We start from the raw sequence: 18,019 nt of genomic DNA, 5'->3' as shown, positions 1-18,019 counted from the left end.
GCCATGGGGCTGGAAGAGAAGCTGCCCAACGGGATCCTGTTGGCCAACCTCGAGAAGCTGGTCAACTGGGGCCGCAAGAACTCGCTGTGGCCGGCCACGTTCGGGCTGGCCTGCTGCGCCATCGAGATGATGACCGTCGGCGGGTCGCGCTACGACATCGCCCGCTTCGGGATGGAGCGGTTCAGCGCCACGCCGCGGCAGGCCGACCTGATGATCGTCGCCGGCAGGGTGACCCAGAAGATGGCGCCGGTGCTGCGGCAGATCTACGACCAGATGGCCGAGCCCAAGTGGGTGCTGGCCATGGGTGTGTGCGCCTCGTCCGGCGGCATGTTCAACAACTACGCCGTGGTGCAGGGCGTCGACCACGTCGTGCCGGTGGACATGTACCTGCCCGGCTGCCCGCCGCGGCCGGAGATGCTGATCGACGCCATCCTCAAGCTGCACGCCAAGATCCAGGACGAGCCGCTGGGACCGCGCCGCGCCGCGCTGAAGGCGGCCCGCGGGGAGCAGACCGAGCTCGTCCCCTCGTCGATCAAGTACGCGAAGAAGCGGTGAGCACGGATGCCTGACGAGAAGCCCGAGACCGGCGGGGAGCTGTCCAGCGCCGAGCGGCCAGGCCCGGGGCTGCGGCCCGGTGGCGCGCGGCCGGCGGAGGCGCACGCGCCGGTGGTGGCCGGCCGGGAGCGCCAGGGCATGTTCGGCGTCTCCGACGCCGGCGACACCTCCGGCTACGGCGGCCTGCGGCTGCCCGCCTACACCCCGCCCGCCTCCGAGCGGCCCTACGGCGGCTGGTTCGACGACTTCGCCGACGAGTTCTTCGCGGCGCTCGGCGAGCGGGGCATCCCGGCCGAGGCGGTCCAGCAGGTGACCGTCGACCGCGGCGAGATCACCTTCTACGTGCGCCGCGAGCACCTGGTGGAGATCTGCCGCACGTTGCGCGACGACCCGGGGCTGCGCTTCGAGCTGTGCAGCTCGGTGTCCGGTGTGGACTACGGCGTCGACGTGCCGCAGCGGCTGCACTCGGTCTACCACCTGACGTCGATGACCTACCGGCGCCGGATTCGGCTCGAGGTCACCCTCGATGTCGACGACCCGCACGTGCCGTCCGTCGTGGAGGTCTACCCGACGGCGGACTGGCAGGAGCGCGAGGCCTGGGACATGTTCGGCATCGTCTACGACGGCCACCCCGGGCTCACCCGCATCCTCATGCCGGACGACTGGGACGGGCACCCGCAGCGCAAGGACTACCCGCTGGGCGGCATCCCGGTGGAGTACAAGGGCGCGGAGATCCCGCCGCCCGATCAGCGGAGGGCGTACTCGTGAGCAGCAGCGAGAAGATCGCCGAGAAGAGCACCGGCACCGACACCACCGCCGCCGGAGCGGACAGCACCGGCGACGTCGACTACGCCGAGGCGCGGGAGACCACCGAGGGCCGCGTCTACACGGTCAGCGGCGGCGACTGGGACGACCTCCTCGAGGACGCCCAGCACGACGAGCGCCTGGTCATCAACATGGGGCCACAGCACCCGTCCACGCACGGCGTGCTCCGGCTCGTGCTGGAGATGGAGGGCGAGACCGTCACCCAGCTCCGCTCGGTCATCGGCTACCTGCACACCGGGATCGAGAAGAACTGCGAGTACCGCACCTGGACCCAGGGCGTCACCTTCGTGACGCGGATGGACTACCTCGCGCCGCTGTTCAACGAGATGGGCCACTGCCTGGCGGTGGAGAAGCTGCTCGGCCTGGAGGTGCCGCGCCGGGCACAGCTGCTCCGGGTCATGCTCATGGAGATCAACCGGATCGCCTCGCACCTGGTCTACATCGCCACCGGCGGCATGGAGCTCGGCGCCACCACGGCGATGACGCTCGGCTTCCGTGAGCGCGAGGAGGTCCTGCACCTGCTGGAGCACCTCACCGGCCTGCGGATGAACCACGCGTTCATCCGGCCCGGCGGGCTCGCCCAGGACATGCCGGCCGACTTCTCCGAGGTCGTCACCCAGTTCTGCAAGGTGATGGACGAGCGGCTGCCGCTCTACGACAAGCTGTTCACCGGCCAGCCGATCTGGCGCAACCGGCTGCAGGGCGTCGGCTACCTTCCGGTGGACGCCTGCCTCGAGCTGGGGGTCACCGGCCCGGTGCTGCGCTCCGCCGGCCTGCCGTGGGACCTGCGCAAGACCGAGCCCTACTCCTGCTACGACGAGTTCGAGTTCGACGTCCCCACCTCCACCGACGCCGACTGCTGGGCCCGCTACCTGATCCGGGTCGAGGAGATGCACCAGTCGCTGCGGATCATCAAGCAGGCGCTCAAGAAGCTCGAGCCCGGCCCGGTGATGGTGGAGGACAGGAAGGTCGCCTGGCCGGCCCAGCTGTCCGTCTCCAGCGACGGGATGGGCAACTCGCTCGAGCACGTCCGCAAGATCATGGGCCAGTCGATGGAGGCGCTGATCCATCACTTCAAGCTGGTCACCGAGGGCTTCCGGGTGCCGCCCGGCCAGGTGTACGTGCCGGTCGAGTCGCCGCGCGGTGAGCTGGGCTACCACCTGGTCTCCGACGGCGGCACCCGGCCGCTGCGCGTGCACGTGCGGGAGCCGAGCTTCGTGAACCTGCAGTCGATGCCGGCGATGGCCGAGGGCGGTCTGGTGGCCGACGTGATCGCCGCGATCGCCTCGATCGACCCCGTGATGGGGGGAGTGGACCGATGACCGACACCACGCCCACGCCCGAGCCCGGCCCGCGGCAGAGCTGGGAGACCCACGCCGCGGCCAGCGGCGACACCGACGTCGTCGCCATCTCGCCGGTGCGCGAGGAGGGCATGCTCACCGACGAGCGGCCGGACACCTCGGTGTTCGGGCCGGACGTCGTCGCCAGGGCGCGCGAGCTGATCGCCCGCTACCCGCAAAGCCGCTCGGCGCTGCTGCCGATGCTGCACCTCGTGCAGTCCGTGCAGGGCTACGTCAGCCAGGCGGGCGTCACGTTCTGCGCCGAGCAGCTCGACCTCAGCGAGGCCGAGGTCAGCGCGGTGGTCACCTTCTACACGATGTACAAGCGCAAGCCGTGCGGCGAGCACCTGGTGAGCGTGTGCACCAACACGCTGTGCGCCGCGCTCGGCGGGGACGCCATCTACCGACGGCTGGCCGAGCACCTCGGCGAGGACGGCCGGCCGGTCGGGCACGAGGAGGTCGCCGGCGCCCCCGGCGAGCCCGGCTCGATCATGCTGGAGCACGCCGAGTGCCTCGCCGCCTGCGACCTCGCACCGGTGTTGCAGGTCAACTACGAGTACTACGACAAGCAGACCCCGGACAGCGCGGTCGAGCTGGTGGACGCGCTGCGCCGGGGCGAGAAGCCGGCGCCCACCCGGGGCGCGCCGCTGACCGACTTCAAGGCTGCCGAGCTGCAGCTGGCCGGGTTCTTCCCGGAGGACGACGCGACCTACCGGGCGGCCGTCGACGGCCCGTCCCAGGCGGTGGAGACGCTGCGCGGCGCGCAGCTGGCCGCCGACCGCGGCTGGACGGCGCCCGCGATGGCCGACGACGTCCCGCTTCCCGCCCTGGACAGCAAGAAGGAGGGGCGCTGACATGGCCGACCCCATCACGCCGGTGCTCACCAAGCGCTGGCTGTCGCCGAACTCGTGGCGGCTGGAAACCTACGAGCGGCTGGAGGGCTACACCGCGCTGCGCAAGGCGCTGCGCGGCACCCCGGAGCAGCTGGTGCAGCTCGTCAAGGACGCCGGGCTGCGCGGCCGCGGCGGCGCCGGCTTCCCGGCGGGCGTGAAGTGGAGCTTCATGCCAGCCAACGAGGACAAGCCGCACTACCTCGTGATCAACGCCGACGAGGGCGAGCCGGGCACCTGCAAGGACATCCCGCTGATGATGGCCGACCCGCACTCGCTCATCGAGGGCTGCGTCATCGCCGCCTACGCGATGCGCTCGCACCACTGCTTCATCTACGTCCGCGGTGAGGCGCTGCACTGCATCCGCCGGCTGGACGGCGCGGTGCGCGAGGCCTACGCCGCCGGGTACCTGGGCAGGGACATCCTCGGCACCGGCTACGACCTCGACATCACCGTGCACGCCGGCGCCGGCGCCTACATCTGCGGCGAGGAGACCGCGCTGCTCGACTCGCTGGAGGGCCGGCGCGGCCAGCCGCGGCTCAAGCCGCCGTTCCCCGCGGCCGCCGGGCTCTACGCGGCACCGACCACGGTGAACAACGTGGAGACCATCGCCAGCGTGCCCTACATCGTCAACGGCGGCGCCGACTGGTTCCGCGAGATGGGCACCGAGAAGTCGCCCGGCCCGAAGATCTACTCGATCTCCGGGCACGTGGAGCGGCCCGGCCAGTACGAGGCGCCGTTGGGCACCACGCTGCGCGAGCTGCTCGAGCTGTGCGGTGGGATGAAGGACGGGATCCCGCTCAAGTTCTGGACCCCGGGCGGGTCGTCCACGCCGCTGTTCACCGCCGAGCACCTCGACGTGCCGCTGGACTTCGAGGGCGCGGCCGAGGCCGGGTCGATGCTCGGCACCACCGCGGTGCAGGTCTTCAACGAGACCGTGTCGGTGCCGTGGGCGGTGATGAAGTGGACGCAGTTCTACGAGCACGAGTCGTGCGGCAAGTGCACGCCGTGCCGTGAGGGCACCTACTGGCTGGCGCAGATCCTGGAGCGGATGGTCGCCGGCAGGGGCACCGAGGAGGACATCGACACCCTGCTCGACGTCTGCGACAACATCCTCGGCCGCTCGTTCTGCGCGCTCGGTGACGGCGCGGTGAGCCCGATCACCAGCGGCATCGAGTACTTCAGGGACGAGTTCCTCGCCCTGTGCGAGAAGCAACACCCGAGCAAGGCCGAGCGGACGCCGGCGCTGGCTGGAGCGAACTCATGACCATCGCACCCGACAAGCCCGAGGTCGCGGAGACTCCGGTTCCCGAGGGGCACGTCAAGCTGACCATCGACGGCGAGGAGGTCATCGCGCCGAAGGGCGAGCTGCTGATCCGCACGGCGGAGCGGCTCGGCACGGTCATTCCGCGGTTCTGCGACCACCCGCTGCTCGACCCGGCCGGCGCGTGCCGGCAGTGCCTGGTCGAGGCGGAGATGAACGGCCGGCCGATGCCGAAGCCGCAGGCGTCCTGCACGATGACCGTCGCCGACGGCATGGTGGTGAAGACGCAGCTCACCTCGCCGGTGGCGGACAAGGCCCAGCAGGGCGTGATGGAGCTGCTGCTCATCAACCACCCGCTGGACTGCCCGGTCTGCGACAAGGGCGGCGAGTGCCCGCTGCAGAACCAGGCGATGGCGCACGGCCGATCGGACTCCCGGTTCCGGGACACCAAGCGCACGTTTCCCAAGCCGCTGCCCATCTCCACGCAGGTGCTGCTGGACCGGGAGCGGTGCGTGCTGTGCCAGCGGTGCACCCGGTTCTCCGACCAGATCGCCGGTGACCCGTTCATCGACCTGCTGGAGCGGGGCGCGCACCAGCAGATCGGCACCGCGGAGACCGCCGATGTCCTGCACCAGGCCTCGCACACCAGCGCGGGCAAGCCGTTCAACAGCTACTTCTCCGGCAACACCATCCAGATCTGCCCGGTGGGTGCGCTGACCAGCGCGCAGTACCGGTTCCGCTCCCGGCCGTTCGACCTGGTGTCCACGCCGAGCATGTGCGAGCACTGCGCGTCCGGCTGCGCGCAGCGCACCGACTTCCGACGGGGCAAGGTGATGCGCCGGCTGGCCGGCAACGACCCCGAGGTCAACGAGGAGTGGAACTGCGACAAGGGCCGGTTCGCCTTCCGCTACACCACGGCGGAGGACCGGCTGCGCCGGCCGCTGGTGCGCGACGCCGCCACCGGTGAGCTGCGGGAGGCGCCGTGGACCGAGGCGCTGCGGATGGCCGCCGAGGGGCTGGCGAGGGCCCGCGACGCCAGGGGGGTCGGCGTGCTGCCCGGCGGCCGGCTCACCGTTGAGGACGCCTACGCCTACGCCAAGTTCGCCCGGGTCGCGTTGCGCACCCACGACGTCGACTTCCGGGCTCGCGCGCACTCCGCCGAGGAGCTGGACTTCCTCGCCGCCAGGGTGGTCGGCCGGACGCCGGAGGCCGGCGTGACCTACGCCGATCTGGAGACCGCGCCGGTGGTGCTGTGCGTCGCCTTCGAGCCGGAGGAGGAGTCGCCGATCGTCTTCCTCCGGCTGCGCAAGGCCGCCCGCGAGCACGGCACCAAGGTCGTCCACATCGGACAGTGGACGACGCCGGCGGTGCGGAGGACCAGCGGCGAGCTGCTCGCCTGCCCGCCCGGCGGGGAGGCCGCCGCGGTGGAGGGCATCGCGGGCCACGCCGGCGACCTCGACGAGCGGCTTCGCCAGGACGGCGCCGTGGTGCTGGTCGGCGAGCGGGCCGCCGAGGTCCCCGGCCTGTTCTCCGCGCTGCACCGGCTGGCCGAGCGCACCGGTGCCCGGCTGGCCTGGGTGCCGCGCCGGGCCGGCGAGCGCGGCGCGGTCGAGGCCGGCGCGCTGCCCACGCTGCTGCCGGGTGGCCGGGCCGTGGTCGACGCCGACGCCCGCGCCGAGGTGGAGCGCGCCTGGGACCTTCCGGCCGGTGCGCTGCCCGCCGAGCCCGGCCGGGACACCCGCGGGATCATCGCCGCGGCCGCCGCCGGCGAGCTGTCCGGTCTGCTGGTCGGCGGGGTGGACCCGGACGACCTGCCCGACCCGGAGCTGGCCCGCGCGGCGCTGTCCGGCGACACCTTCGTGGTCAGCCTGGAGCTGCGGGCCAGCGCGGTCACCCAGCATGCCGACGTGGTGCTCCCGGTCGCCGCGGTGCCGGAGAAGTCGGGCACGTTCCTCAACTGGGAGGGCCGCCGCCGCGAGTTCGCCGAGACGCTGGGCGGCACCGGCGTGCTGCCGGACTGCCGGGTGCTGGACACGCTGGGCGTCGAGATGGACGCCGACCTGTTCACCCAGACCGCGGCCGCGGCCGCCGCCGACCTCGCCCGGCTCACCCCGGCCCCCGGCGGGGTGGCCGCAGCGCCGGACGTGCCGGCCGCCGTCCGGTCGACCCCGGGGCCCGGCCAGGCGCTGCTGGCCACCTGGCGGCAGTTGCTGGACAACGGGCGGCTGCAGGACGACGAGCCGCACCTCGCCGGCACCGCCCGCCCGGTGGTGGCCAGGATGTCCGCGGCCACCGCGCGCGGGATCGGCTCGACGGTCACCGTCTCCACCGACACCGGCGCGGTGACGCTGCCGGTGGAGGTCGCCGACCTGCCCGACGGCGTGGTGTGGCTGCCGGGCAACTCCGGCGGCAGCCGGGTCCGCGCGGTGCTGGGCGCCGGGCACGGTTCCGTGGTGTCCATCGCCCCAGCCTCGACGGCGCCGGGAGGTGACCAGTGACGGCGTTCCTCGCCCAGCTCGACGAGCCGATGACCCGGGCCGAGCTGCTCGCCGACGATCCACTGTGGCTGATCCTGCTCAAGGCCGTGGTGATCCTGCTGATCGGGCCAATCATGACGGTGTTCCTCATCGTCTGGGAGCGCAAGGCGATCGGCCGGATGCAGAACCGGCCCGGCCCGAACCGGGTCGGCCCGAACGGCTACTTCCAGTCGGTCGCGGACGCGATCAAGCTGCCGTTCAAGGAGCAGGTGATCCCGGACACCGCGGACCGGAAGGTGTACTTCCTGGCGCCGGTGATCTCCGCGGTGCCCGCGCTGATCGGGCTGTCGCCCATCCCGTTCGGCCCCGAGGTGACGATCTTCGGTGAGCGGACCCTGCTGCAGTTGGTCGAGCTGCCGGTGAGCGTGCTGGTCGTGCTCGCCACCTCCGCGATCGGGGTGTACGGCATCGTGCTGGCCGGCTGGTCGTCCGGCTCGCCGTACCCGCTGCTCGGCGGGCTCCGCTCGGCCGCGCAGGTGATCTCCTACGAGATCGCGATGGGCCTGTCGATCCTCGGCGTGGTGCTCTACGCGCAGTCGCTGTCCACCGGCGAGATCGTCGCCGCGCAGCAGAGCGGCTGGTACTTCTACCTGCTGCTGCCCAGCTTCGTGATCTTCCTGATCTCCATGGTCGGCGAGACCAACCGGGCGCCGTTCGACCTCCCGGAGGCCGAGTCGGAGCTGGTCGGCGGGTTCCACACCGAGTACAGCTCGATGAAGTTCGCGATGTTCTTCCTCGCCGAGTACGTCAACATGGTGATCGTCTCGGCGTTCGCGACCACGCTGTTCCTCGGTGGCTGGATGGCGCCGTGGCCGCTGTCCACGATCGGCGACGGCGTGCTGAACACTGGCTTCTGGCCGCTGCTGTGGTTCTTCGGCAAGGTGTTCCTGCTGCTGTTCGGGTTCATCTGGCTGCGCGGCACGCTGCCCCGGTTCCGCTACGACCAGTTCATGAAGCTGGGCTGGAAGGTGCTGGTGCCGGTCGGGCTGCTGTGGTTCATGGCGATCGCCGCGATCCGCGCCATCCGCAACGACGCCGAGATCACCACCGGCCAGATCCTCATCACCGGCGGCATCGTGCTGGTGCTGCTGGTGCTGCTCACGCTGCTGCTGCCGGACAAGGAGGTCCGGGACACCGAGGCGGTGCCGGTGGTCGGCAGCGGCTACCCGCTGCCGCCGCTGGACCTGAAGGTGCCGGAGACGACCCCGCGCAGGAAGGCGCTGAAGGCCAGGGCGAGGGCCGCGGCCCGGCAACAACCCGCGGCCGTGGGCTCGGGCAGGGACTCGGGTTCGGATTCCGGCGAGGACACCGATGGCTGAGCCCGCCGACCGCGCCCGCACCGCGCAGAGCAAGGAGAGTTCCCATGGGGCTGTTTGATCCGGTCAAGGGCTTCGGAGTCACCTTCGCGAACATGTTCAAGAAGGTGGCCACCGAGGAGTACCCGGAGATCGGGGCGCCCGCGGCGCCGCGCTACCACGGCCGGCACCAGCTCAACCGGCACCCGGACGGGCTGGAGAAGTGCGTCGGCTGCGAGCTGTGCGCGTGGGCGTGCCCGGCGGACGCGATCTTCGTCGAGGGCGGCGACAACACCGACGAGGAGCGGTACTCGCCGGGGGAGCGCTACGGCAAGGACTACCAGATCAACTACCTGCGCTGCATCGGCTGCGGCCTGTGCGTGGAGGCCTGCCCGACCCGCTCCCTCACCATGATCAACTTCTACGAGCTGGCCGACGACGACCGGCAGCGGCTGATCTACACCAAGGAGGACCTGCTCGCCCCGCTGTTGCCCGGCATGGAGGCGCCGCCGCACCCGATGCGATTGGGCGACACCGAGCAGGACTACTACGTGAAGGGCCCCGAGCTCGCCCTCGACCGTGGCGTCCCGTCCGGCAGCACGGTCGAGACCTCCGCGGAGCGGGCCATGCCCACACCCACCGGCATCGTCGGGGACTCGGGGATGGCGCTGAGCGAGCCCGACCGGCGAGTGAGGTCAGAACAGTGATCGTTCCCGTACTCACCCAGGCCACCGCCGAGGCGACCGTCAGCACCGGCGAGGCCGTGGCGTTCTGGGTGCTCGGCCCGGTCGCGCTCGCCGGCGCGCTGGGCATGATCTTCTCCCGCAACGCGGTGCACTCGGTGCTCTGGCTGGCGATGACCATGCTCTCGCTGGGCGTGCTCTACATCGTCCAGCAGGCGCCGTTCCTGGGCTTCACCCAGATCATCGTCTACACCGGCGCGGTGATGATGCTGTTCCTGTTCGTGCTGATGCTGGCCGGGCGGGACAGCTCCGACTCGGTGGTCGAGGCGTTGCGCGGGCAACGGCTGGCCGCGGCCGTCCTCGGCGTCGGCATGGCCGCGCTGCTGGCCACCGGGCTCACCCGCGCGCTGGCCGACGTAACCCCGGCCACGGTGCTCGACCCCGGCGATCCCGCCGGTGGCGGCGCGACCGGCCTCGGCCGGCTGATCTTCACCGACTACCTGTTCCCGTTCGAGCTCACCGCCGCGTTGCTGATCACCGCGGCCATGGGGTCGATGGTGCTGTCGTTCACCGACCGGCACGCCAAGCGCGGCAAGCGCTCGCAGCGGGACCTGGTGGAGGCGCGCTTCCGCGGGGAGTACGAGCGGCCATCGCCCAAGCCCGGCCCCGGCGTGTTCGCCACCTCGCACTCGGTGGCCACCCCCGCACTGCTGCCGGACGGCTCGGTGGCCCCCGAGTCGCTGTCCCACCTCATCGAGTCCACCTCGGCCGCCCGGCTCGAGGCGGAGCGCCGACAGGTGGCCGGGGACGTGCCGCCGCCGGACCCGCGCGCACTGGTGGCCGGTGACCGCGGCGAGAAGGGGGAGGAGCAGCCATGACACCGACCTACTACCTGCTGCTGTCGGCGCTGCTGTTCGCCATCGGCGCGGTCGGGGTGCTGGTGCGGCGCAACGCCGTCGTCGTGTTCATGTGCATCGAGCTGATGCTCAACGCGGTGAACCTGTCGCTGGTCACGTTCTCCCGGATCAACGGCTCGATCAACGGCCAGGTGATGGCGTTCTTCGTGATGGTCGTCGCGGCCGCCGAGGTGGTCGTCGGGCTGGCGATCATCATGGCGATCTTCCGCACCCGCCGGAGCTCGTCGATCGACGACACGAACCTGCTGAAGTACTGAGGCACCGAAGGTAGGAGACCTTGATCGCATCATCGTGGCTGCTGGTCGCGTTCCCCGCGCTCGGTGCCCTCGTCCTGCTGGTCGGCGGTAGCCGGACCAACGCATGGGGGCACCTGCTCGGCTGCGCCACCGTCATCGCGTCGTTCGCCTACGGCCTCGCCATGTTCTTCGGCGGCTCGTTCGACGAGGCTCGGGACGTCACGCTGTTCTCGTGGATCCCGGTGGAGGCCCTGCAGGTCGACTTCGGCCTGCGGATCGACCCGCTGTCGATGACGTTCGTGCTGCTGATCACCGGTGTCGGGTCGCTGATCCACGTGTACTCGATCGGCTACATGGCCGACGACGACGGCCGGCGGCGCTTCTTCGGTTACCTGAACCTGTTCGTGGCCGCGATGCTGGTGCTGGTGCTCGGCGACAGCTTCGTCACCCTCTACCTCGGCTGGGAGGGCGTCGGCCTGGCGTCGTACCTGCTGATCGGCTGGTACACCGGCCGGCCGGCGGCGGCCACCGCGGCGAAGAAGGCGTTCGTGATGAACCGGGTCGGCGACGTCGGCCTCGCCATCGCGATCTTCCTGATGTGGGCCAACATCGGCAGCACGTCCTACCGCGAGGTGTTCGCCGGGATCGGCGAGCTCTCGCCCGGCCTGATCACCGCGATCGCGCTGCTGCTCCTGCTCGGCGCGGTCGGCAAGTCCGGCCAGTTCCCGCTGCAGGCGTGGTTGCCGGACGCGATGGAGGGCCCCACCCCGGTCTCCGCGCTGATCCACGCCGCGACCATGGTCACCGCCGGCGTCTACCTGGTCGCCCGGTGCGCGCCGATCTACAACCTCACCGAGACCGGCCGGCTGGTGGTCACCCTGGTCGGCGCGTTCACCCTGCTGCTCGGCGCGGTGATCGGCTGCGCCTACGACGACATCAAGAAGGTGCTGGCCTACTCCACGGTCAGCCAGATCGGGTACATGATGCTGGCCGTCGGGCTCGGCCCGTTCGGCTACGCGCTGGGCATCATGCACCTGCTCACCCACGGCTTCTTCAAGGCGGGGCTCTTCCTCGGCGCCGGCTCGGTCATGCACGGCATGAACGACGAGGTCGACATGCGCAAGTTCGGCGGCCTGTACCGGACGATGCCGATCACGTTCGCCACCTTCGGGCTCGGCTACCTGGCGATCATCGGGTTCCCGTTCCTGTCCGGGTACTACTCGAAGGACGCGATCATCGAGGCCGCGTTCGGCCAGGAGGGCTGGCGCGGCTGGGTGTTCGGCGGCGCGGCACTGCTCGGCGCCGGGATCACCGGCTTCTACATGACCCGGCTGGTGCTGATGACGTTCTTCGGCAAGCAGCGCTGGCGGGAGCTGCGCTCGGCCGACGGGCGCGAGTTCCACCCGCACGAGTCGCCGCCGGTGATGACCGTGCCGATGATGGTGCTGGCCGTCGGCTCGGTGGGCGCCGGGTTGTTCTTCGCCCAGGGCGACGCGCTGGTCAACTGGCTGGTCCCGACGCTGGGCCCGCTGGCGGAGGCCGACCACGGCGCGATCCCGCACGCGCTGGTGCCGATCCTCACGGTCGGGTTGTCCCTGGTCGGCGCGGCGATCGCGTGGCTGCTGTTCGGCCGCGGGGACGTCCCGGTGGAGCGGCCGCGACACGTGTCGGCCGTGGTTCGGGCCGCCCGCAAGGACCTGTACGGCAACGCGCTGAACGAGACGCTGGTCGCTCGGCCGGGCATCTGGCTCACCCGCTTCGCCGTGTTCCTGGACAACCGCGGCGTGGACGGCGCGGTGAACGGGATCGCCGCCATGTTCGGTGGCGGCTCCGGCCGGCTGCGCCGGCTGCAGACCGGGTTCGTCCGTTCCTACGCGCTGTCCATGCTGGCCGGCTCGTTCCTGCTCGTCGCGGCACTGCTGCTGGTGAGGTTGTAGATGACTCTGTTGCTGGTACTCATCCTGCTGCCGCTGGCCGGCGCGCTCGCGCTCACCGGGCTGCGGTCCAACGACCGGCTGGCCACGCTCGTCGCGCTCGGCGTCTCGCTGGTCGAGCTGGCCCTCGTGATCCCACTGTGGATCGGCTACGCGCCGGCCGGCGACCGCCTGCAGCAGGTGTCCACGATGGACTGGATCCCGGCGTTCGGCATCCACGTCTCGTTCGGCATGGACGGCATCGCGCTGGTGATGATCGCGGTGATCGCGCTGCTGGTGCCGATCGTGATCGGCGCGCTGCGCTCCACCGACCGGCTGCCGGAGGGCCGCACCGCCGCGTCGTTCCTGGCGCTGGTGCTGCTGCAGGAGTCGCTCACCATCGCGGTGTTCGCCGCCACCGACGTGTTCCTGTTCTACGTGCTGTTCGAGATCATGCTGATCCCGATGTACTTCCTCATCGGCAGCTACGGCGGCCCGCGCCGGCAGTACGCGGCGGTGAAGTTCTTCCTCTACTCGTTCCTCGGCGGGCTGATCATGCTGGCCTCGGCGATCGGGGCCTACACCCTGGCCGCCGACGAGCTCGGGCAGGGCACGTTCGACTGGGCCACGCTGGTCACCGTGGTGTCGGACGCCCCACTCGGCACGCAGATCTGGCTGTTCCTCGGGTTCTTCCTGGCCTTCGCCATCAAGGCCCCGCTGGTGCCGTTCCACACCTGGCTGCCGGACGCCGCCGGGCAGGCGCCGATCGGCGTGACGGTGCTGCTGGTCGGCGTGCTGGACAAGGTCGGCACGTTCGGCTTCCTGCGCTACTGCCTGCCGATGTTCCCCGACGCCAGCGCCGAGCTCGCGTCGCTGGTGCTGGTGCTCGCCGTGGCCGGGGTGATCTACGGCTCGATCCTCGCCGCGGGCCAGCGGGACCTCAAGCGGTTCATCGCCTACGTCTCGATCGCCCACTTCGGCTTCATCGCGCTGGGCATCTTCGCGTTCACCGCGCGGGCGCAGGTCGGGTCGGTGTCGTACATGCTCAACCACAGCCTCGCCACCGGCATGCTGATCCTGGTGCTCGGCATGATCGCCCAGCGCGGCGGCTCCACCCGGATCTCCGACTACGGCGGCATGGCGAAGGTGACCCCGATCCTCGGCGGGATGCTGCTGATCGCCGGGCTGTCCACGCTGTCGCTGCCCGGCACGAACTCGTTCATCAGCGAGTTCCTGGTGCTGCTGGGCTCGTTCGAGACCCGGCCGGCGTTCGCCATCGTCGCCACGGTCGGCATGGTGCTGGCCGCGGTGTACGTGCTGTGGCTCTACCAGCGGATCATGACCGGTCCGGTGCGCGGCGACGCGATGCTCGGCGCCGGCTCGGGTCCGGGGACGGCGATGGCCCCCGAGCGCGGGGCGAAGCAGGCCATCCGGGACCTGTCGGTCCGGGAGATCGCGGTGCTCGCGCCGCTGGTGGTGCTGATCATCGGGCTCGGCTTCTACCCGAAGCCCGTGCTGGACACCATCACCCCGTCGGTGCAGGCCACCATGGCTTCGGTGCAGGAAGGCAACTGACAAGATGCTCGACGTCGTACTCGCCCAGCAGCCGGGCCAGCTCGAGGCGCCCGGCATCGACTGGGCGTCGGTGCTGCCGGTGCTGATCATCCTCGGCGCGGCGTGCGTGAGCGTGCTGCTCGAGGCGTTCCTGCCCCGGCACCAGCGTTGGTCCGCGCAGGTCGCGCTGTGCCTGGCCGCGCTGGCCGGCGCCGGGGTCGCGCTCGGGGCCTACGTGAGCAGCGCGCCGGACCGAGGGTCGCTGACCTTCGGCGGCACGCTGTCGGTGGACATGCCGGCGCTGTTCCTGTGGGGCACGCTGCTGGCCCTCGCGGTGGGCGCGGTGCTGCTGATCGCCGACCGGTCGGTGGAGCCGGGTGGCGCGTTCGTCGCGCAGGCCGGGATCCGGCCGGGCACCATCCAGGACCGCGCGCAGGTCGGGTCCACCGGTATGCAGACCGAGGTGTTCCCGCTGGCGCTGTTCGCGCTCGGCGGGATGATGACCTTCACCGCGGCGAACGACCTGCTCACCATGTTCATCGCGCTCGAGGTGCTGAGCCTGCCGCTGTACCTGATGTGCGGGCTGGCCCGGCGGCGCCGGCTGCTGTCCCAGGAGGCGGCGGTCAAGTACTTCCTGCTCGGGGCGTTCGCCAGCGCGTTCTTCTTCTACGGCCTCGCGCTGCTGTACGGCTACGCGGGCTCGGTGAAGCTGGCCGACATCGCCAACGCCGCGGCCGGCACCGACCGGTCCGACGCGCTGCTGTTCGCCGGGTTCGGGCTGCTCGTCGTCGGCCTGCTGTTCAAGGGCTCGGTCGGCCCGTTCCACGCGTGGACGCCGGACGTGTACCAGGGCGCGCCGACGCCGGTGACCGCGTTCATGGCGGCGTGCACCAAGGTGGCCGCGTTCGGCGGGATCCTGCGGGTGCTCTCGGTCGGGTTCGAGTCGACCAGCTGGGAGTGGCGGGGGGTGCTGTGGGGCGTGGCGATCGTGTCGATGGCGATCGGCGCGATCCTCGGACTCACCCAGACCGACGTGAAGCGGATGATCGCCTACTCCTCGATCGCGCACGCCGGGTTCCTGCTGATCGGGGCGATCGCGATGACCGAGGACGGGCGCACGGCGACGCTGTTCTACCTGCTGGCGTACGGGTTCACCACGCTGGCGGCGTTCGGCGTGCTCAGCCTCGTGCGGGACGCCGGCGGCGAGGCCACCCACCTGTCGGCGTGGGCCGGACTGGCGAAGCGGTCGCCGCTGGTGGCCGGGGTGTTCACGTTCCTCATGCTCGCCCTCGCCGGGATCCCGCTGACCAGTGGGTTCGTCGGGAAGTTCGTGGTGTTCTCCGCGGCGCTGGCCGACGGGATGGCCCCGCTGGTGGTGATCGCGTTGGTGGCCAGCGCCGTCGCGGCGTTCTTCTACCTGCGGGTGATCGTGCTGATGTACTTCTCCGAGCCGGCGACGGACGGGCCGACGGTGAGCGTGCCGGGCGCGTTCACGACGGCGGCCATCACCCTCGGCGTCGTGGTGACCCTGCTGCTCGGCGTCGCTCCGACCTTCGCCCTCGACTGGGCCGGCGCTGGCGGCTTCTCCTTCTGACCCCCGGCGCCCGATCGGGTGTCGCGCGTGTCACCCCTTCCGCCGAACATCGGGTGGCCGAGGTACGCCGTCTACGTCGAGTGACCGTTGGCTACGGCAACGGAGTGGCCCGAGCGCAAGCCGCCACCGGACGGGAGCACTCCAACGTATCCTTCGTCCCAGGTGGCACAGGGGGTTAGGTATGACGGGCTACAAGATCACGTTGGACGAACTCGCCGCAGCGGGGAAGGCTGCTAGCAGCCTGAGTGCACAGCTCGCCGCGATCGATCTGTCCGCAGGACTGCGACGAGTGGCCGAAGCAATGCCGGGCAGCCGGGCCGCGCAGGTCGCGGCCTCGCTGGCGGCCGCCTGGAAGGCGCAGGTCGACGAACTCGGCCAACGGGCTGGCGAACATGGTGAGAAGCTGCACGAAGCGCGTGAGCACTACATCACGAACGAGGAGGCAGCGGAGGCCGACATCCGGTTCGACCGAACCGGACAGGTGAGGCCCGTCTGATGGCCAGCTACGGAGAAGTCCGTGGGTGGCGATCAGGACCACTGGATGTTGCTGAACAAGAGCTCAAGGCGTGCAGTGACCAGATGTTCAGGCTTGCCAACGAACTGCTGAGTTCAGCTAATCCCGCGGGTTGGAGCGGTGACGCGGCGGAAGAAGCCCGACACCAGCTTGCTCAGTTGAGTGACCGAATCGAGCACAAGGTGAGCGAGGTCAGCGCGGTTCGAGCGGCGCTGGTGGAGGCTGCCGATGCTGTGATGGAACTGGAACGGCTGGTCAAGGACACTGACGGCCTCGCTGAGGCTCACAGCATGGTGATCAGCGACCACGGAAGCGTGGTAGACCCAGGACCGCCCGCGGAGGTGCCGTCCGGCCAGCGGGAGGCGATCAACGAGGAGCGTCGGCGGATCAAAGCTGAACTGTTGGACGGTGTCGAGAGCGTCGTCCGTAGAGCGAACGAAATCGACGACTCGCTCGCGAAGATACTGAGCACTGCTGAACGGGGTGGAATCGGTGACGGCGGTGCTACCACCCTGGCAGCCGCGGCTGCCGCTGGCGCCGCCTTCGGGAAGCCCGAGATACCTGGACCACCTCCCGATCCGCCTACCGATCCCGGTGCCGGACCCCATGGCGTCGATCCTTGGTACACCCGCGGCGATGACGAGGCCACGAAGCTCATGGCCATCAATGCAGCAGCCCTCGCGGATTCGATAGGGTGGACGCATGCGTCGAAACACCTGATGCACTACCTCGGAAACAGCGGAGAACGGTTATCGGTAGATCCGGACGAGATGATGCGTGATGTGCCGAGGTTCGAGGCTCAGGTTCATAAGACGACAGCGGCTGAACTTCGTCGCATTTCTGATGAGGTGGCCATTGCCGGTGACTACGGCAAGCCCGTGGCATTCAGTAGCGGGTGGAAGGGCGAATACATAGCACCTGAAGGCAGCAAGGACTGGTACTATGCGCTGGGCGGTGTGCAGTACTCTGTGACAGGAGTCGCTACCGTTCATCCACCAGAGGTGCCTGGCGGCCAGCCGCGTGTCGAGGTCGACTACAAGACGCACGTCTTCGACCGGTACAACTGGGATGGTGGCAAACAGACCGAGATAGGACCGATCACCATCACGGACGAAAAGATGGCAGAGATGCACCGCGCCGGCGTTGCCCAGGAGTTCGACGTATCTGGTTCCACGGACGTAAAGCACTATTCGGGCACGTTGCCCGAGCGTGGAGAGCGGCCGGACTTTCCGGAGGCTGCGGACAGTCGATCCGGAACCAGAACCGACCCCGGGAGGTAGAGCCTTGCGCTTGAAAGTGAGGCATGTCCACCGGGAGGAGCAGCGACGGTCAGTCGGGCGCGCTACGTTGCTCTGTCTCATCGTGATCGGCTTTCTCGCGACGGTCGTCACGGCTACGGTGTCGGGATGCGGGCCACAGCGGGAGGGAGGGAGTCGGTTGCCCAGCGACGCTGACCAGGCAACGACGGACGAGGCGACTGCGGCTGAGGCCATGCGGTTCGGCGGACTCGTCCTGCCAGACTCAGCCCGGGTGCTGGGGGTTCGGCACACGGGCGGCTTGGACCGGCTCTACACACTGGCTGTCGGCCTGCCGCCAGCCGACGTCGGCGAACTGCTCGAACGGTCCGGCGTCACGGAACCACTGACGCCGGACCCCGGGCCCTTCATGACACCGATCGACGGTTTCGATCTCGGCCAGGCCCAGTCGGTGGAGACGACGGAAGACGTGCTGCCGCCGAGCGGTGACCGGAAGTCCCAGGTCTTCCGGCGGATCGCGGTCGATCGGAGTGATCCGGTGTGGGTCGTCGTGCACATCTGGTTGTTCACCACTTGACCGCCTGCCGGCGCCCGATCGGGTGTCGCGCGTGTCACCCCTTCCGCCGAGCATCGGGTGGCCGACGTG

The 18,019-nt window shown here is 70.2% G+C and carries 16 protein-coding genes; all 16 read left to right on the top strand.

Going from position 1 to position 18,019, the window contains the following annotated elements:
• Window positions 1–3 precede the first annotated feature (3 nt).
• The 16 genes from BM051_RS25205 (at window position 4) to BM051_RS25125 (ending at window position 17,950) form a co-directional block, all read left to right on the top strand.
• Window positions 4–555 carry a NuoB/complex I 20 kDa subunit family protein gene (locus tag BM051_RS25205; RefSeq protein WP_092535508.1) on the top strand — a complete coding sequence of 184 codons (552 nt, stop codon included), beginning with the start codon at window positions 4–6 and terminating at the stop codon, window positions 553–555.
• A 6-nt stretch (window positions 556–561) separates the two neighbouring features.
• Window positions 562–1,323 carry an NADH-quinone oxidoreductase subunit C gene (locus tag BM051_RS25200; RefSeq protein ID WP_092535505.1) on the top strand — a complete coding sequence of 254 codons (762 nt, stop codon included), beginning with the start codon at window positions 562–564 and terminating at the stop codon, window positions 1,321–1,323.
• Window positions 1,320–2,702 carry an NADH-quinone oxidoreductase subunit D gene (locus BM051_RS25195; protein ID WP_092535502.1) on the top strand — a complete coding sequence of 461 codons (1,383 nt, stop codon included), beginning with the start codon at window positions 1,320–1,322 and terminating at the stop codon, window positions 2,700–2,702. The genes BM051_RS25200 and BM051_RS25195 overlap by 4 nt, the downstream gene beginning before the upstream one ends.
• Window positions 2,699–3,574, top strand: a complete 876-nt coding sequence (gene nuoE, locus BM051_RS25190; RefSeq protein ID WP_092535499.1) for an NADH-quinone oxidoreductase subunit NuoE — start codon at window positions 2,699–2,701, stop codon at window positions 3,572–3,574. Before BM051_RS25195 ends, nuoE begins: the two co-directional genes overlap by 4 nt.
• A 1-nt stretch (window position 3,575) precedes the next feature.
• Entirely contained in the window at window positions 3,576–4,877 is a 1,302-nt protein-coding gene (nuoF, locus tag BM051_RS25185; RefSeq protein ID WP_092535496.1) for an NADH-quinone oxidoreductase subunit NuoF, read from the top strand.
• A complete protein-coding gene (locus tag BM051_RS25180) occupies window positions 4,874–7,372 on the top strand; it encodes an NADH-quinone oxidoreductase subunit G (RefSeq protein WP_092535493.1) in 2,499 nt (832 codons plus the stop codon). Before nuoF ends, BM051_RS25180 begins: the two co-directional genes overlap by 4 nt.
• Window positions 7,373–7,401: 29 nt before the next feature.
• Window positions 7,402–8,730 carry an NADH-quinone oxidoreductase subunit NuoH gene (nuoH, locus tag BM051_RS25175; RefSeq protein ID WP_092535728.1) on the top strand — a complete coding sequence of 443 codons (1,329 nt, stop codon included), beginning with the start codon at window positions 7,402–7,404 and terminating at the stop codon, window positions 8,728–8,730.
• A 44-nt stretch (window positions 8,731–8,774) separates the two neighbouring features.
• Window positions 8,775–9,413 carry an NADH-quinone oxidoreductase subunit NuoI gene (nuoI, locus tag BM051_RS25170; protein WP_243859813.1) on the top strand — a complete coding sequence of 213 codons (639 nt, stop codon included), beginning with the start codon at window positions 8,775–8,777 and terminating at the stop codon, window positions 9,411–9,413.
• Window positions 9,410–10,267 carry an NADH-quinone oxidoreductase subunit J gene (locus BM051_RS25165; protein WP_092535490.1) on the top strand — a complete coding sequence of 286 codons (858 nt, stop codon included), beginning with the start codon at window positions 9,410–9,412 and terminating at the stop codon, window positions 10,265–10,267. The genes nuoI and BM051_RS25165 overlap by 4 nt, the downstream gene beginning before the upstream one ends.
• Complete coding sequence (nuoK, locus tag BM051_RS25160; RefSeq protein ID WP_092535487.1) at window positions 10,264–10,563, top strand: NADH-quinone oxidoreductase subunit NuoK; 300 nt, start codon at window positions 10,264–10,266, stop codon at window positions 10,561–10,563. Before BM051_RS25165 ends, nuoK begins: the two co-directional genes overlap by 4 nt.
• A gap of 20 nt (window positions 10,564–10,583) precedes the next feature.
• Window positions 10,584–12,479 carry an NADH-quinone oxidoreductase subunit L gene (gene nuoL, locus BM051_RS25155; RefSeq protein WP_092535484.1) on the top strand — a complete coding sequence of 632 codons (1,896 nt, stop codon included), beginning with the start codon at window positions 10,584–10,586 and terminating at the stop codon, window positions 12,477–12,479.
• Window positions 12,480–14,030 (top strand): NADH-quinone oxidoreductase subunit M, encoded by a 1,551-nt coding sequence (locus BM051_RS25150; RefSeq protein ID WP_092535481.1) that lies wholly within the window; start codon window positions 12,480–12,482, stop codon window positions 14,028–14,030. It begins immediately after the preceding gene.
• A 4-nt stretch (window positions 14,031–14,034) separates the two neighbouring features.
• A complete protein-coding gene (gene nuoN, locus BM051_RS25145) occupies window positions 14,035–15,603 on the top strand; it encodes an NADH-quinone oxidoreductase subunit NuoN (RefSeq protein WP_092535478.1) in 1,569 nt (522 codons plus the stop codon).
• A 181-nt stretch (window positions 15,604–15,784) separates the two neighbouring features.
• Entirely contained in the window at window positions 15,785–16,099 is a 315-nt protein-coding gene (locus BM051_RS28720; protein ID WP_134046363.1) for a hypothetical protein, read from the top strand.
• A complete protein-coding gene (locus BM051_RS28715; RefSeq protein ID WP_134046365.1) occupies window positions 16,099–17,397 on the top strand; it encodes a methyl-accepting chemotaxis protein in 1,299 nt (432 codons plus the stop codon). Before BM051_RS28720 ends, BM051_RS28715 begins: the two co-directional genes overlap by 1 nt.
• A 157-nt stretch (window positions 17,398–17,554) precedes the next feature.
• Window positions 17,555–17,950, top strand: coding sequence for a hypothetical protein (locus tag BM051_RS25125; RefSeq protein WP_134046367.1), 396 nt, complete (start codon window positions 17,555–17,557; stop codon window positions 17,948–17,950).
• Window positions 17,951–18,019 lie beyond the last annotated feature (69 nt).

The organism is Amycolatopsis arida (assembly GCF_900115565.1).
Taxonomy (GTDB): Bacteria; Actinomycetota; Actinomycetes; order Mycobacteriales; family Pseudonocardiaceae; genus Yuhushiella; species Yuhushiella arida.
The sequence above is the reverse complement of the archived record's forward strand: the minus strand, read 5'-3'. Positions and strand labels throughout refer to the sequence as shown.

Coding starts and splice junctions, on each gene's coding strand:
- nuoN (WP_092535478.1), top strand. CDS start 14,035: ATGCTCGACGTCGTACTCGCCCAGCAGCCGGGCCAGCTCGAGGCGCCC.
- BM051_RS25150 (WP_092535481.1), top strand. CDS start 12,480: ATGACTCTGTTGCTGGTACTCATCCTGCTGCCGCTGGCCGGCGCGCTC.
- BM051_RS25205 (WP_092535508.1), top strand. CDS start 4: ATGGGGCTGGAAGAGAAGCTGCCCAACGGGATCCTGTTGGCCAACCTC.
- nuoI (WP_243859813.1), top strand. CDS start 8,775: ATGGGGCTGTTTGATCCGGTCAAGGGCTTCGGAGTCACCTTCGCGAAC.
- BM051_RS25200 (WP_092535505.1), top strand. CDS start 562: ATGCCTGACGAGAAGCCCGAGACCGGCGGGGAGCTGTCCAGCGCCGAG.
- nuoF (WP_092535496.1), top strand. CDS start 3,576: ATGGCCGACCCCATCACGCCGGTGCTCACCAAGCGCTGGCTGTCGCCG.
- BM051_RS28715 (WP_134046365.1), top strand. CDS start 16,099: ATGGCCAGCTACGGAGAAGTCCGTGGGTGGCGATCAGGACCACTGGAT.
- nuoE (WP_092535499.1), top strand. CDS start 2,699: ATGACCGACACCACGCCCACGCCCGAGCCCGGCCCGCGGCAGAGCTGG.
- BM051_RS28720 (WP_134046363.1), top strand. CDS start 15,785: ATGACGGGCTACAAGATCACGTTGGACGAACTCGCCGCAGCGGGGAAG.
- BM051_RS25180 (WP_092535493.1), top strand. CDS start 4,874: ATGACCATCGCACCCGACAAGCCCGAGGTCGCGGAGACTCCGGTTCCC.
- nuoH (WP_092535728.1), top strand. CDS start 7,402: ATGACCCGGGCCGAGCTGCTCGCCGACGATCCACTGTGGCTGATCCTG.
- nuoK (WP_092535487.1), top strand. CDS start 10,264: ATGACACCGACCTACTACCTGCTGCTGTCGGCGCTGCTGTTCGCCATC.